The organism is Actinoplanes sp. TFC3, assembly GCF_001553785.1.
In the GTDB taxonomy this organism is placed as follows: domain Bacteria; phylum Actinomycetota; class Actinomycetes; order Mycobacteriales; family Micromonosporaceae; genus Actinoplanes.
In genome coordinates this window covers 4,106,498-4,123,734 of sequence record NZ_LOJP01000001.1, presented here as the reverse complement: position 1 = coordinate 4,123,734, position 17,237 = coordinate 4,106,498, and the positions used below count along the sequence as shown (strand labels likewise).

At 69.0% G+C, this 17,237-nt stretch carries 20 protein-coding genes; 16 read left to right on the top strand and 4 right to left on the bottom strand.

Annotated elements, in window-relative coordinates; all coding sequences use genetic code 11:
• The first annotated feature begins 9 nt into the window (after positions 1–9).
• A complete protein-coding gene (locus tag TFC3_RS18615; protein ID WP_067501410.1) occupies positions 10–969 on the top strand; it encodes a tRNA (adenine-N1)-methyltransferase in 960 nt (319 codons plus the stop codon).
• Between the two features lie 69 nt (positions 970–1,038).
• On the top strand, positions 1,039–1,629 hold the full coding sequence (locus TFC3_RS18610; protein ID WP_067501407.1) for a hypothetical protein: 591 nt from the start codon (positions 1,039–1,041) through the stop codon (positions 1,627–1,629).
• A gap of 56 nt (positions 1,630–1,685) precedes the next feature.
• Here the strand turns inward: TFC3_RS18610 and TFC3_RS18605 are convergent, their stop codons facing one another.
• Positions 1,686–1,985, bottom strand: coding sequence for a ferredoxin (locus TFC3_RS18605; protein WP_067507018.1), 300 nt, complete (start codon positions 1,983–1,985; stop codon positions 1,686–1,688).
• Positions 1,986–2,167: 182 nt separating this feature from the next.
• On the opposite strand from TFC3_RS18605, the gene arc reads away from it, so the two are divergent.
• The 7 genes from arc (at position 2,168) to TFC3_RS18575 (ending at position 8,701) form a co-directional block, all read left to right on the top strand.
• Positions 2,168–3,949: a proteasome ATPase gene (gene arc / locus TFC3_RS18600; RefSeq protein ID WP_067501404.1), complete on the top strand. Its 1,782-nt coding sequence runs from the start codon at positions 2,168–2,170 to the stop codon at positions 3,947–3,949.
• Positions 3,950–4,103: 154 nt separating this feature from the next.
• A complete protein-coding gene (gene dop / locus TFC3_RS18595) occupies positions 4,104–5,621 on the top strand; it encodes a depupylase/deamidase Dop (RefSeq protein ID WP_067501401.1) in 1,518 nt (505 codons plus the stop codon).
• A gap of 127 nt (positions 5,622–5,748) precedes the next feature.
• Complete coding sequence (locus tag TFC3_RS18590) at positions 5,749–5,964, top strand: ubiquitin-like protein Pup (RefSeq protein ID WP_023364349.1); 216 nt, start codon at positions 5,749–5,751, stop codon at positions 5,962–5,964.
• An 89-nt stretch (positions 5,965–6,053) separates the two neighbouring features.
• A complete protein-coding gene (locus TFC3_RS40485; RefSeq protein ID WP_082772151.1) occupies positions 6,054–6,527 on the top strand; it encodes an endonuclease domain-containing protein in 474 nt (157 codons plus the stop codon).
• Positions 6,446–7,288, top strand: a complete 843-nt coding sequence (gene prcB / locus TFC3_RS18585) for a proteasome subunit beta (protein WP_067501399.1) — start codon at positions 6,446–6,448, stop codon at positions 7,286–7,288. Before TFC3_RS40485 ends, prcB begins: the two co-directional genes overlap by 82 nt.
• Positions 7,289–7,339: 51 nt before the next feature.
• Positions 7,340–8,149: a proteasome subunit alpha gene (gene prcA, locus TFC3_RS18580; protein WP_067501396.1), complete on the top strand. Its 810-nt coding sequence runs from the start codon at positions 7,340–7,342 to the stop codon at positions 8,147–8,149.
• A gap of 165 nt (positions 8,150–8,314) precedes the next feature.
• A complete protein-coding gene (locus TFC3_RS18575) occupies positions 8,315–8,701 on the top strand; it encodes a VOC family protein (RefSeq protein ID WP_067501393.1) in 387 nt (128 codons plus the stop codon).
• A 64-nt stretch (positions 8,702–8,765) separates the two neighbouring features.
• Here the strand turns inward: TFC3_RS18575 and rfbB are convergent, their stop codons facing one another.
• A complete protein-coding gene (gene rfbB / locus TFC3_RS18570; RefSeq protein WP_067501390.1) occupies positions 8,766–9,749 on the bottom strand; it encodes a dTDP-glucose 4,6-dehydratase in 984 nt (327 codons plus the stop codon).
• A gap of 119 nt (positions 9,750–9,868) precedes the next feature.
• Between rfbB and pafA the strand changes: the two genes are divergently transcribed.
• The 4 genes from pafA to TFC3_RS18550 all read left to right on the top strand — a co-directional run bounded on the left by pafA (position 9,869) and on the right by TFC3_RS18550 (position 12,639).
• Positions 9,869–11,227, top strand: coding sequence for a Pup--protein ligase (pafA, locus tag TFC3_RS18565; RefSeq protein ID WP_067501387.1), 1,359 nt, complete (start codon positions 9,869–9,871; stop codon positions 11,225–11,227).
• Positions 11,228–11,253: 26 nt separating this feature from the next.
• Entirely contained in the window at positions 11,254–11,472 is a 219-nt protein-coding gene (locus TFC3_RS38560) for a hypothetical protein (RefSeq protein ID WP_067501384.1), read from the top strand.
• A gap of 234 nt (positions 11,473–11,706) precedes the next feature.
• The gene (locus TFC3_RS18555) at positions 11,707–11,931 is read left to right on the top strand and encodes a hypothetical protein (RefSeq protein WP_067501380.1); all 225 of its coding nucleotides are present in this window, start codon (positions 11,707–11,709) and stop codon (positions 11,929–11,931) included.
• A 57-nt stretch (positions 11,932–11,988) separates the two neighbouring features.
• Positions 11,989–12,639, top strand: a complete 651-nt coding sequence (locus TFC3_RS18550) for an O-methyltransferase (RefSeq protein ID WP_067501377.1) — start codon at positions 11,989–11,991, stop codon at positions 12,637–12,639.
• Here the strand turns inward: TFC3_RS18550 and TFC3_RS18545 are convergent.
• Positions 12,636–13,718, bottom strand: coding sequence for a DUF3866 family protein (locus TFC3_RS18545; RefSeq protein ID WP_067501373.1), 1,083 nt, complete (start codon positions 13,716–13,718; stop codon positions 12,636–12,638). The two genes, TFC3_RS18550 and TFC3_RS18545, sit on opposite strands and share 4 nt — an antisense overlap.
• 10 nt (positions 13,719–13,728) lie before the next feature.
• Entirely contained in the window at positions 13,729–14,799 is a 1,071-nt protein-coding gene (locus tag TFC3_RS18540) for a cation diffusion facilitator family transporter (protein WP_236718196.1), read from the bottom strand.
• A gap of 90 nt (positions 14,800–14,889) precedes the next feature.
• Here TFC3_RS18540 and TFC3_RS18535 point away from each other — a divergent pair, with 90 nt between their 5' ends.
• The 3 genes from TFC3_RS18535 to TFC3_RS18525 are packed head-to-tail and all read left to right on the top strand — an operon-like array spanning position 14,890 to position 17,156.
• A complete protein-coding gene (locus TFC3_RS18535) occupies positions 14,890–15,876 on the top strand; it encodes a YafY family protein (protein ID WP_067501370.1) in 987 nt (328 codons plus the stop codon).
• Positions 15,873–16,850 carry a YafY family protein gene (locus TFC3_RS18530; protein ID WP_067501367.1) on the top strand — a complete coding sequence of 326 codons (978 nt, stop codon included), beginning with the start codon at positions 15,873–15,875 and terminating at the stop codon, positions 16,848–16,850. Before TFC3_RS18535 ends, TFC3_RS18530 begins: the two co-directional genes overlap by 4 nt.
• 18 nt (positions 16,851–16,868) lie before the next feature.
• A complete protein-coding gene (locus tag TFC3_RS18525) occupies positions 16,869–17,156 on the top strand; it encodes a hypothetical protein (RefSeq protein ID WP_067501363.1) in 288 nt (95 codons plus the stop codon).
• Positions 17,157–17,237: the final 81 nt, after the last annotated feature.

Here is a 17,237-nt window from a genome sequence, read left to right as displayed (position 1 = left end):
GAGGGATCAGTGACCGTTCAGGACAACACCGTCGCCGCAGAAGTCGTGCCCGCCCACCGCGGGCCGTTCCGGGTGGGCGACCGGGTGCAGCTCACCGATCCCAAGAACCGCATGCACACCATCGTCCTGGAGCCCGGCAAGGCGTTCCACACCCACCGCGGCGCGCTGGAGCACGACGCGCTGATCGGGTTGCCCGACGGCAGCGTCGTGGTGTCCAGCGGCGGCACGGCCTATCTCGCGCTGCGCCCGCTGCTGTCGGACTACGTGCTGTCCATGCCGCGCGGCGCGCAGGTGATCTACCCCAAGGACGCGGCGCAGATCGTGGCCATGGGCGACATCTTCCCCGGGGCCAAGGTCATGGAGGCCGGCGTCGGGTCGGGCGCGTTGAGCTGCTCGCTGCTGCGGGCGGTCGGGGGATCGGGCGAGCTGCACTCGTACGAGATCAGGGAAGACTTTGCCGCCATTGCCCGCAAGAACGTCGAGTCGTTCTTCGGTGGCCCGCACCCGGCCTGGCACCTGCACATCGGCGATGTCGCGCAGGCCGAGGGGGAAGGTTTCGACCGCATCATCCTCGACATGCTGACCCCGTGGGAGGCGCTCGGCATGGTCGAGAAGGCGCTGGTGCCCGGCGGGGTCTTCATCGGGTACGTGGCGACCACGCCGCAGCTGTCCGAGCTGGTGGAGGCGCTGCGCGAGCGGGGTGGCTGGACCGAGCCGCGCGCCTGGGAGTCGCTGGTGCGCGACTGGCACGCCGAGGGCCTGGCGGTGCGCCCCGACCACCGCATGATCGCGCACACCGCGTTCCTGGTCTCGGCGCGCAAGCTGGCGCCCGGGGTGACCGCGCCGCCGCGGCGGCGCAAGCCGAGCAAGGGCGCCGAGGCCTACGCGCTGCGCCGCGCCGCGCAGGCCGCGCTGGCCGCCGCCCAGGCAGAGCAGCAGACGGAGAAAGTTGCCGATCCCGGCGCGTGACGCGGTCGCGGCCATCCGGTAGTTTCCGACGCGGATTCGTACGGTCTTGGGAGGGAACGGGTGGGCGCGATGAGTTCTCCGCCGTTCGGGGGCAGCAACGAGATGCCGGCGGTGTTCCCCGACTGGTCGCCGTACGAGGAGCTCGACTCCGCCGCCCGCGCTTACCTGCGGGACCCGGAGGTGGCCCTCGATGCCCTCTTCGGCGTGCTGCGCGGTGCGTCGGTGCTGTGCTTCACCCTGGAGCGCTTCGTCAACGAGGTGAACGGGGTCTGGCAGGAGGTCGTCATCTGCGACGGCAGCAGGCTGGTGCTCTGGCACGGCGAGGACGTGGCTCCCGGCGACGGCCCGGTCGGCTCGATGACCTCGTCGCTGCGGGTGGTGCCGCTGTCCACCGTGACCGAGGTGGGCTGCCGGCGGCGGCTCACCCGCACCTCCTCCGGCAACGCCCGGGTGGACAGCATCGACGTCTACCTGTTGCTCAGCTCCGTGGATGACGCGGTGCCCCCGCCGGGCATGGCCGAAGAGGAGGGCCGGGCGCCGCTGCGGCACGACGCGCTGCGCTTCGGTAAGACGCTCGACGATGGCGGACCGGGGCAAATCACCCGGTTGGAGGAATTTTCCCGAGTTGTCGCTTCTTTGGTCGGCCGTCCGACCCTGTGACGTTTGCCCCTGGGTGCACGAGGGCGTTGATGCCGGTTTCGCCGGGGGCTCGCGGGTTACCCGGTGACGTCGGGGCCGGCCACTTCCACGTCGTCGGCCCGGCGGACGACATGGATGCAATCGCCGGGGCACTCCTTCGCCGCGTCGAGCACTTCCAGCCGTAGCCGCGACGGCACATCCGTGCGCACTCCGGGGCTCTGCAGCAGCTCACCGGCACTGTCCTTGACGTAGGCGAGGCCGTCGATGTCGAACTCGAAGACCTCCGGGGCGTACTGCACGCACAGCCCGTCGCCGGTGCACAGGTCCTGATCGACCCAGACCTCGAGTTCGTCACGCTGTATCTGACCGGTAGGCACCGACACCCCATTACCTCCCACGAAAATCCCGGTCCGACGGTACCTGAACCCCCTGACAGCCTGGAGTACGCACCTGCCCCAATCGATCAAGCTTCAGTGACGAGGGTGTTGCATGGGTCGAAATCCGGCTTGCAGCCGCTAGTGTTGTTCTCAGAACGTTCGAGCCCCCGGGGAGGTGGGACGTGGCACGTAGCGACGAGGCGGATTCACGCGCCGCACGTTGGGAGAAAGAGGCCAACGATCTCTCCAGCCAGGTTGCGTTCCTGCAAGAGGAACTCGCTCTGGTTCGGCGGAAATTGACCGAGAGCCCCCGACACGTCCGTCAGCTCGAGGAACGGCTCGCGGCAACGCAGACGCAGCTGGCCCGAGTGACCGAGAACAACGACCGGCTCGTGGCAACCCTCAAGGAAGCCCGCGCCCAGATCGTCACTCTCAAGGAAGAGATTGACCGGCTCGCCCAGCCGCCCAGCGGCTACGGCGTCTTCCTGGCCGCCCACGAGGACGGCACCGTCGATGTCTTCACCGGGGGCCGCAAACTGCGGGTCGCGGTCAGCCCGTCCCTCGAGGCCGAGGAGCTCAAGCGCGGGCAAGAGGTGCTGCTCAACGACGCGCTCAACGTGGTCGACGCGTTCGGCTACGAGCGGGTCGGTGAGGTCGTGCTCCTCAAGGAGGTGCTCGACAACCCGGCCGGTGGGCCGGGTGACCGGGCCCTGGTCGTCTCGCACTCCGACGAGGAGCGCATCGTCCACCTGGCCGAGTCGCTGCGGGTCGCCTCGCTGCGGGCCGGCGACTCGCTGATGATCGAGCCCCGCTCGGCCTATGCCTACGAGCGGATCCCGAAGAGCGAGGTCGAGGAGCTCGTCCTCGAGGAGGTCCCCGACGTCGACTACACCGACATCGGCGGCCTGCACTCGCAGATCGAGCAGATCCGCGACGCGGTCGAGCTGCCGTTCCTGCACGCCGACCTGTTCCGCGAGCACCAGCTACGCCCGCCGAAGGGCATCCTGCTCTACGGCCCGCCCGGCTGTGGCAAGACCCTGATCGCCAAGGCGGTCGCCAACTCGCTGGCGAAGAAGATCGCCGAGCGCCGCGGCGAGGAGAAGCACACCAGCTACTTCCTCAACATCAAGGGTCCCGAACTGCTCAACAAGTACGTGGGTGAGACCGAGCGGCACATCCGCCTGGTCTTCCAGCGGGCCCGGGAGAAGGCCGGCGAGGGCACGCCGGTCATCGTGTTCTTCGACGAGATGGACTCGATCTTCCGCACCCGTGGCTCCGGCGTCTCCTCCGACGTCGAGAACACCATCGTCCCTCAGCTGCTCAGCGAGATCGACGGTGTCGAGGGTCTGGAGAACGTGATCGTGATCGGCGCCTCCAACCGCGAGGACATGATCGACCCGGCCATCCTGCGCCCCGGCCGGCTCGACGTGAAGATCAAGATCGAGCGCCCGGACGCCGAGGCGGCGAAGGACATCTTCGCCAAGTACATCCTCAGCGGCCTGCCACTCAGCGACGACGACCTGGCCGAGCACGGCAACGACAAGGACGTCACGGTCGCCGCCATGATCGAGGCCGTCGTCCTGCGGATGTACACCGAGACCGAGGAGAACCGCTTCCTCGAGGTCACCTACGCCAACGGTGACAAGGAGGTCCTGTACTTCAAGGACTTCAACTCCGGCGCGATGATCCAGAACATCGTCGACCGCGGCAAGAAGATGGCCATCAAGGAATTTCTCACCTCCGGCAAGAAGGGGCTGCGCCTGCAGCACCTGCTCGACAGCTGCGTCGACGAGTTCCGCGAGAACGAGGACCTGCCCAACACCACGAACCCCGACGACTGGGCCCGCATCTCCGGCAAGAAGGGCGAGCGGATCGTCTACATCCGCACGCTGGTCTCCGGGGGCAAGGGCGCCGAGGCCGGCCGCTCCATCGAAACCGCCAGCAACACCGGTCAGTACCTGTAACGACCCACCCGGCGCGGGCGGAGGGGCATCCCTCCGCCCGTGCTGTCTCTACTGAGCGTGTTGTGCCGGGCACGTCCCGACGCGAGTCCGGCAGGAAAAGCGTCTAGGCTCGATACATGGGCAACGGCAACACAGCTGCGGGCGGAGTGATCGCATGAGCGTTCGGCGGATTATGGGCACCGAGGTCGAGTACGGAATCTCCGTGCCCGGACAGCCCGGCGCCAACCCGATGGTCACCTCATCCCAGGTCGTCAACGCCTACGGCGCCCGGCCCGAGCTCAACCGGGGCGGACGCGCCCGGTGGGACTACGAGGAGGAGTCGCCGCTGCGCGACGCCCGCGGGTTCACCTATTCCGGCGCGGCGTACGACCCGGCCGACGCACTGGCCGACGAGGACCTCGGCCTGGCCAACGTGATACTGACAAACGGGGCCCGGCTCTACGTCGACCACGCGCACCCCGAGTACAGCACCCCCGAATGCACCAACCCGCTGGACATCGTGCGCTGGGACAAAGCCGGCGAGCGCGTCATGGCCGAGGCCTCCCGCCGCGCCGCGACCATCCCCGGCACCCACCGCATCCAGCTCTACAAGAACAACACCGACAACAAGGGCGCCTCCTACGGCTCGCACGAGAACTACCTCATGCGCCGCCAGACCCCTTTCGCCGACATCGTTGCGCACCTCACCCCGTTCTTCGTCACCCGGCAGATCGTCTGCGGCGCCGGGCGCGTGGGCATCGGCCAGGACGGCTCCGGCTCGGGCTTCCAGATCTCCTCGCGCGCCGACTTCTTCGAGGTCGAGGTCGGGCTCGAGACCACCCTCAAGCGCCCGATCATCAACACCCGCGACGAACCACACTCCGATGCCGACAAATATCGCCGCCTGCACGTGATCATCGGCGATGCGAACCTGTCGGAGATCTCGACGTACCTGAAAGTGGGCACGACGTCCCTGATCCTCAACATGATCGAGGAGAAGGTCTTCACCGGCGAGCTCGGCATCGCCGACCCGGTCAGCGAACTCAAGGCGGTCAGCCACGACCCCTCGCTCAAACACCTCATGCGCCTGCGCGACGGGCGCCGGTTGAGCGCCCTGGACCTGCAATGGGCCTACTACGAGCGGGCCAAGGCCTTCGTGGACGAACGCTACGGCAACGACGTCGACGAGCAGACCGCAGACATCCTCGCCCGGTGGGAAAGCGTGCTCACCCGCCTCGGCGACGACCCCATGAAGTGCTCCGACGAACTCGACTGGGTGGCCAAGCTGCGCCTGCTCGAGGGCTACCGGGAACGCGAGAACCTTGCCTGGTCCTCACCCAAACTCCAGCTCGTCGACCTGCAGTACTCCGACGTGCGCCCCGAGAAGGGCCTCTACCACCGGCTGGTGGCCAGGGGCTCGATGAAGACACTCCTCAACGACGAGGAGACCCGCCGCGCGATGGTGGAGCCGCCCGAGGACACCCGGGCGTACTTCCGCGGCCAGTGCCTGGCCCGGTATGCCTCCGAAGTGGTCGCTGCCAGCTGGGACTCGGTCATCTTCGACGTAGGCCGTGAATCCCTGGTCCGGGTCCCGATGATGGAACCCGAGCGGGGCACCAAGAAGCACGTCGGCGCGCTGTTCGACAAGTGCGACACCGCGAAGGACCTGCTCGAGGTGATCACCAGCCGTTGATCTGTTTCCGCGGGCGTCCGGCTCGGTTCGCTCGCAGAGAAACACGTGACGGCGCAGCGGTTTTCGTCGTACCCGCGAGGTAGGTTTTTCCCAACCCGAAGCGGTTGGGTGTTGAAGGGGGACAGGGATGGCAACGCGAGACACCGGCGGTCAGTCGCAGTCCGGCAAGGGTAAGCGCGACGAGGAGATCGAGGACGTCACTACGGAGGCCAACCCCGAGGTCGCCGAACGCCACGCCGAGATCACCGAGGACGTCGACGACCTCCTCGACGAAATCGACTCGGTTCTGGAAGAAAACGCCGAGGAATTTGTCAGGGGCTATGTGCAAAAAGGAGGTGAATGACAAGATGTCCGGTTTTGAAATTCACCTCCTGAGCGCTGCCTAGAAAAGACTTCGACTCAAGGGCGCGGGGACCGGACGGCGAAAGCGGTGTGAGGTGCTCCCGCGTCTGCGGTGCGCTGAAGCCGCTGGAACAGTTCTGTACCAGCAGCAAGCGACCCGGCGGCCGCGGTAGCTGTTGCCAGGACCGTTTCAACCTCCGCTTCAAAGCAGGCTATGCAAGCGCCCGAAGGAGAAGGGAGGCCGGGAGGCCCGGCCTTCCGCTCGATCCCGGACGGGCATCGACTCTGCCCCGACTGCGAGTCGAGCAAGCCCCTGACCGATTCCCGATTTGTGGCGTAGAAGATCCTCGACATGTCGAGCACGACCATCGCACCGACCGGTTGCGCGGGATATTGTGCTTCAACTGCAATGGCGGTCTGGGGCAGTTCCGGGACGACCCGGAGTTCCTGGCCAACGCGATTACATATCTGAAAGGAACCACGTGGCAGCCGGTTTTGACCCATCCGGGCGTCTTCCAGATGTGTTCACCAACGCGGGGACGTCTTCCTTCACGCAGTTCCTGACCCAGGCAGCTCCCGAGCTGCTGCCCGGGCGCCGGCCGCTGCCGCCGGGCCTGTCGGCCGGTGAGCTCGCGCCGCACGGCACCACGATCGTGGCCATCGCCACCGCCGAGGGTGTCGTGATGGCCGGCGACCGGCGCGCCACCATGGGCAACCTCATCGCCAGCCGCGACATCGAGAAGGTGCACCCCGCCGACGCGTACTCGCTGATCGGCATCGCCGGCACCGCCGGCATCGGCATCGAGCTGATGCGGCTGTTCCAGGTGGAGCTGGAGCATTACGAGAAGATCGAGGGCGCGATGCTCTCGCTCGACGGTAAGGCCAACCGGCTCGCCGCGATGGTGCGCGGCAACCTGGGCGCTGCCATGCAGGGCCTCGCCGTGATCCCGCTGTTCGCCGGCTTCGACCTGGCGCCGGTCAACGCGAGCCGGGCGGGGCGCATCTTCAGCTTCGACGTGGCCGGCGGGCTCTACGAGGAGACCGGGTACGACGCGATCGGCTCGGGTTCGCTGTTCGCCAAGTCGGCGCTGAAGAAGAAGTACCGCACCGGCGTCAGCACCCAGGACGCGATCCGCCTTGCCGTGGAGGCGCTGTACGACGCCGCCGACGACGACACCGCGACCGGTGGCCCGGACGTGACCCGCAAGATCTACCCGGTGGTGATGACGGCGACGGCCGAGGGCACGCACCGGCTGACCGAAACCGAAGTCACCACGGTGGCCGAGGCTGTGGTCGCCGGCCGGATGGAGAATCCGGGCGGCTGACCCGCACGCCCGCCGTCAACCCGATCCGGTCATCGTAAGGAGTAGCCACCCGTGGCCATGCAGTTCTATGCCTCGCCCGAGCAGGTCCAGCGCGACCGCTCGGAGTACGCCCGCAAGGGCATCGCCCGCGGCCGCTCCGCCGTCGTCCTCACGTATGAGGGCGGCATCCTGCTGGTCGCCGAGAACCTCACCTCACTGCGCAAAATCAGCGAACTGTACGACCGCATCGGCTTCGCCGCCGTCGGCCGCTACAACGAGTTCGAAAGCCTGCGCCGCGCCGGCGTACGCATGGCCGACCTCAACGGCCTCGCCTACGACCGCCGCGACGTCACCGGCCGTGCGCTCGCCAACGCCTACACCCAGACCCTGGGCGCCATCTTCTCCGAAACCCAGAAGCCGTACGAGGTGGAGATCTGCGTGGCCCAGGTCGGTGCTTCCCCGGAGGCCGACGAGCTCTACCGCATCACCTACGACGGCTCGGTGATGGACGAACCCGGCTTCATGGCCATGGGCGGCTCCGCGGAGGCCATCTCCACGGTGCTCAAGGAACGCCACGACGTCACCGCGGACCTGGCCACGGCCCTCGCGCTGGCCGTCAAGGGCCTGGGCAGCGTCGGCGGCGAGAACGGCTCCACCCGTGAGCTGGGCGCCGGCCAGCTGGAGGTGGCGGTGCTCGACCGCAACCGCCGCGGCCGTACGTTCCGCCGCATCTCCGGGGCGGCGCTGGAGTCGCTGCTCGGGGGCGGCAAGGACGTACCCGAACCCGAACGCGGCGACGCCACCGGCCCGGCCCCGGCCGAGGACAAGCCCACCGTGTCGGCCGCGTCGGTCGACCTGGAGGGCGCGCCCGAGGACAAGTAGGGCCTCGGCGAGATGGCCCGGCCTGAAAAGGCCGGGCCAACCGCTGGTGAGTGGGGGCCGTGACAGGCCGGCGGCGACGGGCGATCGAGCGTGGGCCCTCCGAGCGGGCGCGCGCATCGAAAAGGCAGTGCGTCCCGGCAGGGTAGGGCCGTAAACTCCGGCCGCGTGAGCCTCAACCCGGTACGCCACATCACCGTTGACGCGCATGACCCGGTGGTCCTTGCCGGGTTCTGGGCCGAGGTCACCGGTTACCGCCTGGACCCCGATTCCGATGCCGAGGGTGCGCTGCTGCACGCCCCCACCGGCGACGCCCCCGGGATCCTGTTCGTGCCGGTTCCGGACGACAAGCTCGGCAAGAACCGCGTGCACCTCGACATTCAGCCGCCCACCGGGACCCGCGATGAGTTCGTCGAGCGGATGCGCGGGCTGGGCGCCACCACGTACGAGGATCATCGCAACCCCGACGGCACCGGCTGGGTAACCATGCGCGACCCAGAAGGCAATGAGTTCTGCGTCGAGCGCAGCGCCCCCGAACGCGCGCAAAGTCACTGAGCGCACCTCATCAGAACGCGCCCGAGGTCACTGAGCGCACCGCCCCCGGGGAGCGGGAGCGCTCCTAAAGCGAACCCTCGCCCGCCAACGGCCGCCACCACTCGGTGTTCTCCCGGTACCACTGCACCGTAGCCGCCAGCCCCGCGGAGAACTCCACCTCCGGCCGGTACCCCCGCTCGCCCCGGATCTTCCTGTCGTCCAGCGCGTACCGCCGATCGTGACCCTTGCGGTCCGCCACGTGCTCGACCCGGTCCCAGCCGGCTCCGCAGGCCTGCAGCAGCAGCGCCGTCAGCCCCTTGTTGGTCAGCTCCTTGTCGCCGCCGATGTGGTAAACCTCGCCGGCCCGGCCACGGAGCAGCGCTGACGCCGTACCCCGGCAATGGTCTTCGACGTGCACCCAATCTCGCACCTGGGCCCCGTCGCCGTAGAGCGGCACCGGACGCCCGGACAGCAGGTTCGTCACGAAGCGGGGGATGAGCTTCTCGGGATGCTGGTACGGACCGTAGTTGTTCGCGCAGCGGGTGACTACAACGGGTAACCCGTGGGTGCGGTGGTAGGCCAGCGCCAGCAGGTCCGCGCCCGCCTTGGTCGCCGCGTACGGGGAGTTCGGCGCGATCGGGGTGTCCTCGCGCCACTTGCCCTGCGCGATCGAGCCGTAGACCTCGTCCGTCGACACGTGCACGAACTTGGTGACGCCGTGGCGCTGGGCCGCGTCCAGCAGGACCTGGGTGCCCACCACGTTGGTCTGAGCGAACTCGGCGGCCGCGAGGATGCTGCGGTCCACGTGTGATTCTGCGGCGAAGTGGATCACGTGGTCGTGCCGGCGCATCAGCGTGTCGACCAGGGCGGCATCGGCAACGTCGCCGGGGACGAAGTCGAGGCGATCACTTTCGGACACGGGCCCCAGGTTGGCGAAGTTTCCCGCATACGTCAGTTTGTCCAGGACCGTGATCCGTGCCCCGGCCAGGCCCGGAAGTTGATCCTGCAGGGCCAGGCGCACGAACGCCGAGCCGATGAAGCCGGCCACGCCGGTGATCAGAAGTTCCATCAACCGGGGAGTGTATCTGCAGGTCGCGCAGGTGTTGCGAATGGATGTGACAGATGATGACGGGGAAAAGGGCGCGTTGTCACTGCCGTTCGCCGCTGTGGTGAGGCTAATGTTTCGTCATGGAACGGCGAATTTTCGGCCTAGAAACCGAGTACGGCGTCACGTGCACCTATCGGGGTCAGCGGCGGCTGTCCCCGGACGAGGTGGCCCGCTACCTGTTCCGCCGAGTGGTGTCCTGGGGACGCAGCAGCAACGTGTTCCTCCGCAACGGTGCCCGCCTCTACCTCGACGTCGGTTCCCACCCCGAGTACGCCACGCCGGAGTGCGACTCGGTCACCGATCTGGTCGCCCATGACCGCGCCGGTGAGCGCATCCTCGAAGGCCTGCTGGTCGACGCCGAGAAGCGGCTGCACGACGAGGGCATCGCCGGGGAGATCTACCTGTTCAAGAACAACACCGACTCGGCCGGCAACTCCTACGGCTGTCACGAGAACTACCTGGTCTCGCGCCACGGTGAGTTCGGCCGGCTCGCCGACGTGCTCATCCCGTTCCTGGTCACCCGCCAACTGATCTGCGGCGCCGGCAAGGTGCTGCAAACCCCGCGCGGCGCCGTTTTCTGCCTCTCGCAGCGCGCCGAGCACATCTGGGAGGGCGTCTCCAGCGCCACCACCCGCAGCCGGCCCATCATCAACACCCGCGACGAACCGCACGCCGACGCCGAGCGCTACCGGCGCCTGCACGTCATCGTCGGCGACTCCAACATGAACGAGGTCACCACGCTGCTCAAGGTCGGTAGCGCGGACATCGTGCTGCGCATGATCGAGGCCGGCGTGGTCATGCGCGACCTGACCCTGGAGAACCCGATCCGGGCGATCCGCGAGGTCAGCCACGACACCACCGGCCGCCGCAAGATCCGCCTGGCTAACAACAAAGAGGTCAGCGCGCTCGAGATCCAGCAGGAATACCTGGCCAAGGCCACCGAGTTCGTCGAGCGCCGCGGCGGCGACCAGACCGCCAAGCGCGTGGTCGAGCTGTGGGGCCGCGTGCTCAACGCCATCGAGAGCGGCGACCTCGATCCGGTCTCCCGCGAGATCGACTGGGTGTCCAAGCTCAAGCTGATCGAGCGCTACCAGGCCAAACACGAGATCCCCATGTCGCACCCGAGGATCGCCCAGCTCGACCTGGCGTACCACGACGTGCGCCGCGGCCGCGGCCTCTACGCGCTGATGGAGAAGCGCAAGCAGATCGACCGCGTCAGCAACGACCTGGAGATCTTCGAGGCCAAGGAAACCCCGCCGCAAACCACCCGGGCCCGCCTGCGTGGCGAGTTCATCCGCCACGCCCAGGAGAAACGCCGCGACTTCACCGTCGACTGGGTGCACCTCAAGCTCAACGACCAGGCCCAGCGCACCGTGCTGTGCAAAGACCCGTTCCGTGCCTATGACGAACGCGTGGAGCGCCTGATCGCGAGCATGTGACCCGGGAGAGCTACGCTGGTCGGGCTATGACATCGACGCCCGAGCCCGGCCAGCACGCGCCCGAGAACCGCCCCGAGCGCACCGTCGAAGACGTCATGTGGGGCCGCGTCGAGCGCCGCAAGGCCCGCATCCGGGCCCAGATCGACCGCGACCGCCAGGGCGGCCACCGGATCCCGACCTGGGTGATGGCCACGGTCCTGGGCCTGATCCTGCTGGGCTGGCTCTACCTGATCTTCTTCGACTGACCGCCGGATTCTCGACCGGCAGCAGGGCCGGATTCACGAGCAGGAGCACAATCAAGATCCGGCTGGCTCGGGTCCGTCGTGGTCCGAGACGTCGCTCCCGCCAGGGACCGGGCCCGGACGCCCAGGAGCCTGGCGGCTCCCGAACGGCCGCCCGCCCCCTGCCAGGTGCGGAAGCGGTCACGCTCACCCCGGAAACCTTCAGGGCGTGGGATCGTGGCGGCGTGAGGCTGGTGGATGTTCTGGTGGACCTGGCGCGTACGGGAGCTGGGGCCGGTGCGGTGCGGGATGACGTTGGCCGAGGCGGAAGGGTTGCTCGGACCGGGCGGCCAGTCGGGCATCATCACGCTGCCGGCCGGGGTCCGGGCGATGTTTGCTGTGCCGGGAAGTGGCGACGACGTGCCGGACCGCGACCGGCACTATCTGCTCAGCGTCTACGCCTCCGCACTCAAGCACCGGTAGGCGGCGCCGCACACTGTTGTCTTCCCCGGCGCCCGGGAATCGGGAACGCTTGAGGTTATGGCGAACATCAATGATCCGGCGATCGAGGAGTACCTGGTCGCGCACTCGGCTCAGGCGGATGACGTGTTGCGGGAGTTGGCGGCGCACACACGGGCGACCTTCGGTGAGCGGGCCGGGATGCAGGTCTCGGCGGACGAGGGTGCGCTGCTCACCATGCTTGTACGGCTCACCGGTGCCAGCAATGCCATCGAGGTGGGGACGTTCACCGGCTATTCGGCCATCTGCATCGCGCGGGGGCTCGCCGAGGGTGGGCGGCTGCTGTGCTGCGATGTGTCCGAGGAGTTCACCGCGGTCGCGCGGGACTACTGGAAGCGCGCCGGGTTGGACGACCGGATCGAGCTGCGGATTGCGCCCGCGTTGCCCACGTTGCAGGCCTTGCCACTTGAGCCGGTGGTGGACTTCGCGTTTGTGGACGCCGACAAGCAGGGCTACCCGGCCTACTACGCCGAGTTGGTCCCGCGGTTGCGCAGCGGCGGGCTGATCGTGCTGGACAACGTGCTGCGCGGGGGCCGGGTGCTCGACGCCAGCCCGGCCAGCCCCGACGCGGCGGTGATGCGCGGGTTCAACGCCGTGGTCTCGTCCGACAAACGCGTCGAGTGCGTCATGCTCCCGGTGCGGGACGGCGTCACCCTGGTGCGAAAGATCTAGCTCAGCAGCGAGGCTGCGTGGCGCCCGGCGACCGCCGCTGTCACGAAGTACGCGTGGTCCTCGGCCAGCCCGCGGCCCATGGTCGACAGCTTGACCGGGCTGTCCTGCAGCGCCGCGTCCAAGCCGTCGGTGGGCACCTCGATCAGCCGGTGCAGGGTGGCCAGCGGGGCGAGCGCCTCGTCGACTTCCTTGGCCAGGCTGGTGGGCAGGTCGGCGGGGAAGGGCAGGTCGGCCGGCACCAGCGCGACCTTGCCGTACGCGGTGAGGCTGTGGTGCGACACGCCGCGGTGGCGGGGGCGGGCGTCGGCGTCGGAGATGCGCAGCGACCCGACCGGGCGTCCGCCCAGCGCGACCGTGGCGTTCACCGCCTCGCCCAGCGCCACCCCGGAGAAGCCCCAGGTCGTGCCGGTGCCGAGGTTGCCGGGGCCCTGCGCGACGATCGCGAGGTCGGCGCCCAGCACGTGGCGCGCCGCCAGCAGGCCGGTGTGCACGGTGCTGGCCTCGAGGTCGCCGCCGAAGGCCTGCCCGGTGGTGATCGTGCCGGCCAGCTGAGCGGTCAGGGCGTCGATCGTGCGGGAGAACCAGGCCGGCAGGGCGCCGCCGTCGGTCATCACGTACGCGACCTTGGCGTCGGGCCGGTCGGCGTGCACCCCGGCGAGGATGGCCGGCAGCGCCGAGTGCAGGTCGGCCAGGACCACGGGCATGTCATCGAGGCTGTCCGCGGCCGCCATCACCTCGCGGTGCGGGGAGGCCTCCTCGTCCACGCCGAGCAGGATGGGCTGCAGCGGGGTGTAGCGGGCCTTGACCAGGTGGCCGGCGTCGCGGGTGGTGCCGTCCTCGGCCGGGTCGGCGGGCAGGCGGTCGGGCAGCGCCACCACCAGGGCGTAGCCGCCGGTGCCCAGCCCCATCACCTGCGCGCCGACGTTGAGCAGCACCCGGTCGCCCGGCTCGGGACGGCCGGTCAGCTCGGGATAGGCAAGCGCCTTGAGCGGCCCGTGCGCCGTGTGGACTTCCAGCTCGAGGGCACCGCGCCACTCCCGCCGTACCGTATGAACTGTTCCTGACCGCCAGCGCACCATGGCGGCGACCCTATATGTCGAGCCCGCCGTCGCGGTGGTTGCGTCCCGCCGAGCCGCGCGTCGGGTCGAGGAAGACGTACTGGATGTCGGAGTAGCGGTGGCGCAGACGCCGCTCGGCCTCGTCGGAGGCTTCCTCGATCTGCGCGCCGCTGACGTTGTCGTCGAAGTCGACCTTCGCCGCAACCAGGATGTTGCCCGGGCCCAGCTGCATGGTCAGCAGGGTGGGTACCGCGGTGACCACCGGGATGGAGTTGAGGTCGTCGGCGATCTGGTTGTGCATGGCCCTCGGGACCGCCCGCCCGACCAGCAGCGACACGTTGCTGCGGGCCAGGACGAACGCGACGATCAGCAGCAGTACACCGATCAGGATCGAGGCCAGGCCGTCCCAGAACTCGCTGCCGGTGAGCTGCGCACCCAGGATGCCCAGCGCGGCCAGGATCAGACCGACCAGTGCCGCGGAGTCCTCGAGGTAGACCGCCTTGACCGTGGTGTCCGAGGTCAGCCGCAGGAATCGGAACGAGGTGATGCCCCAGCGCCGCGACTCCTCGGCGACCTGCCGCTTGGCCTTGAGAAAGGACGTGCCTTCGGCGACAAAGGAAACCCCGAGCACGATGTACGAGATCAGGTACTGCCCGCTGTGCTCGCCGTTCATGATCGTGGTGACACCGTGGTAGATCGAGAACCCGGCGCCCCCGATGAAGGTGAACAACGCGGCGATGAAGGCCCAGACGAAGCTTTCCTTGCCGTAACCGAACGGGTGGTTCTCGTCGGCCGGTTTCTTGCCCCGGCGCAGCGCCACGTAGAGGAACACCTCCGTGACCGTGTCGGCCAGCGAGTGCGCCGACTCCGAGAGCATGGCCGCCGAGCCGGACAGCATGCCGGCCACCAGCTTGGCCGCGGCGATGACGAGGTTGGCCAGCCCGGCGATGACCACCGTACCGACGCTTTCGTTTTCCTCGCCCTTCTTGCCGCCGGCGCCGGGCTCGGCCGGGGCGGGCAGCGGCCCGGCGCCGGCGAGACCGACGGCCGGCAGGTCCGGTGGGTTCTGCGAGGTATCAGCGGCGCGGGGAGTCTCAGACACGCTGGCTACCATTCCCTTGTTGGTTACAGATAACCGTGCGCGGGCTGCGCGTACCGCCACATCCGCGGCGGGCTGCTAGCGTTTCACCTCGTGTCGCGCACCCGTACCGAGCGCCTGGTGAACCTGGTCATCTGCCTGCTCTCCACGCGACGGTTCCTGACCGCCGCCCAGATCGCCGCGACCGTCCCCGGCTACGAGCATGATCCCGAGGACCCCCGCGACCACGACGCGTTCCAGCGCAAGTTCGAACGGGACAAGGCCGAGCTGCGTGAGCTGGGCGTTCCCCTCGAAACCGGGCTGGCCAGCGCGTTCGACACCGAGCACGGCTACCGCATCGCCCACCGCGAGTACGCACTGCCCGACATCCCGCTGGAGCCCGACGAGGCCGCCGCCGTGGGCATCGCCGCCCGGCTCTGGCAGCATGCCGGGCTGGCCGCCGCCGCGTCGTCGGGGCTGGCCAAGCTGCGCGCCGCCGGTATCGAGGTGGACCCGCAGGCCACGCTCGGGGTGGAACCCGTGGTCACCGTCGACCCGGCGTTCGGCCCGCTGACCGCCGCCGCCCGCTCGCGCCGCGCGGTGACTTTCTCCTACCGGGTTCCCGAGGTCGACGAGCCGTCCACCCGCCGCCTGCAGCCCTGGGGCGTGGTCTGCTGGCAGGGCCGCTGGTATGTCGTCGGGCACGACCGCGACCGCGACGCCACCCGCTGCTTCCGGCTCTCGCGCATCGTCGGTGGCGTGAAGGCGGTCGGGGCGTCAGGCGCGTTCACTCCGCCGGAGAACACCGACCTGATCAGCCACGTGGCCCGCTACAACGGCCCGATCGCGCGCAACGGCCGGGCCACCGTGGTCGTACGCCCGGGTTGCGCCGCCGGGTTGCGTCGCTGGGCCAGCGAGGTCGTCAGCGCACCGGACGGCGACCGGCTGACCATCGCGTTCTCCGACGTCGAGTGGCTGGCCTCCCGCCTGGTCGGCTACGGTGCCGACGTGCGCGCCGAGAACCCGCCGGAGCTGCGGGAAGCCGTGATCCAGCAACTCAAAGAGGTCGTCGCACGCTACGAGCCGGCGGTGCTCGCGTGACGCCGCAGCAGCGGGCCCCGGTGGGCCGCCCGGCGGGCGGGGACCGGCTCGGCCGGCTGCTCAACCTGGTGCCGTACCTGCTGGCCCGCCCCGGGATCGAGGTGGCCGAGGCCGCCGCCGACTTCCGGATCAGCGAGAAGCAGTTACGCGAGGACCTGGAGTTGCTCTGGGTCTGCGGGCTGCCCGGATACGGCCCCGGCGACCTGATCGACATGGCGCTGGACGGCGACCGCGTCACCATCACCTACGACGCCGGCATCGACCGGCCGCTGCGGCTCAACCCCGACGAGGCGCTCGCGCTGGTGGTGGCGCTGCGGATGCTGGCCGAGACCCCCGGCATCGGCTCCCGTGATGCGATCGAGCGCGCCCTGGCCAAGATCGAGAACGCGACCGGGGATCTGGGGGATGCGCCGGTGGCGGTTCGGCTGCCCGCAGGTACCGAGCGCCTGGAGGCCATCCGGGGCATCGTCGAGCGCCGCCACGCCATGAAGATCACGTACTACACGGCGGCGCGCGACGAGACGACCTCGCGCACCATCGACCCGATGCGGGTGCTGATGGTGGGCAACCGTGGCTACCTGGAGGCCTGGTGCCGGCGGGTGGAGGCCACGCGGCTGTTCCGGGTGGCCCGCATCGACGGGTACGAGGAACTGGACGAACCCGCCGCCCCGCCCGCCAAGGCCGTGCCGCACGACGTCAGCGACGGCATCTTCCGCCCCTCTACCGAGTTGCCGCTGGTCACTTTGCGCGTCGGGCGCGCCAGCCGGTGGATCACCGAGTACTACCCGTGCGAGGAGGTCCGCCGCGACGGCGACACCTGGCTGGTCGGCATGCGCGTCACCGACCTGGGCTGGGCGCAGCGCTTGGTGCTCGGCCTGGGCGACGTGACCGTGCTCAGCCCGGCCGCCCTGGTCGGCCAGATCCGCGACCAGACCAACGCCGCCCTTGACCAGTACGCGACGCCCCAGCCGTGAGCGCCTAAGCTTTCCGCCATGGTGTTGTGGATCGTGCTCGCGGTGGTGGTTGTCGCCTTGATCATCCTGGTAGTGTCGGTTTTGTCGGTGCTGGGCCGGTTGTCCGCGCTGGACCGGGCGATGCGCCGGTTGTTGCTGCGTCAGGAGCAGGCCGGCAAGCTGCAGGCCGACGTGGCCGCTTTGCAGGAAACCGTCGCGGGGTTGCAGCACCGCGCGGAGACGGCTCAGCAGCAGGTCGCCGTCATCAAGGCCGGGCACGGCGAAAAAGGAAAGCACTCTTTACAGAAGAGCTCATCTGCGTGGTAGCGTCCCGGTCCCGGTGCGTTGTCCGGAAATTCCTTGGCTGGCCCCCTTAACAAAGAGGTCCGGCCGGGGTTGTTGTCAGGA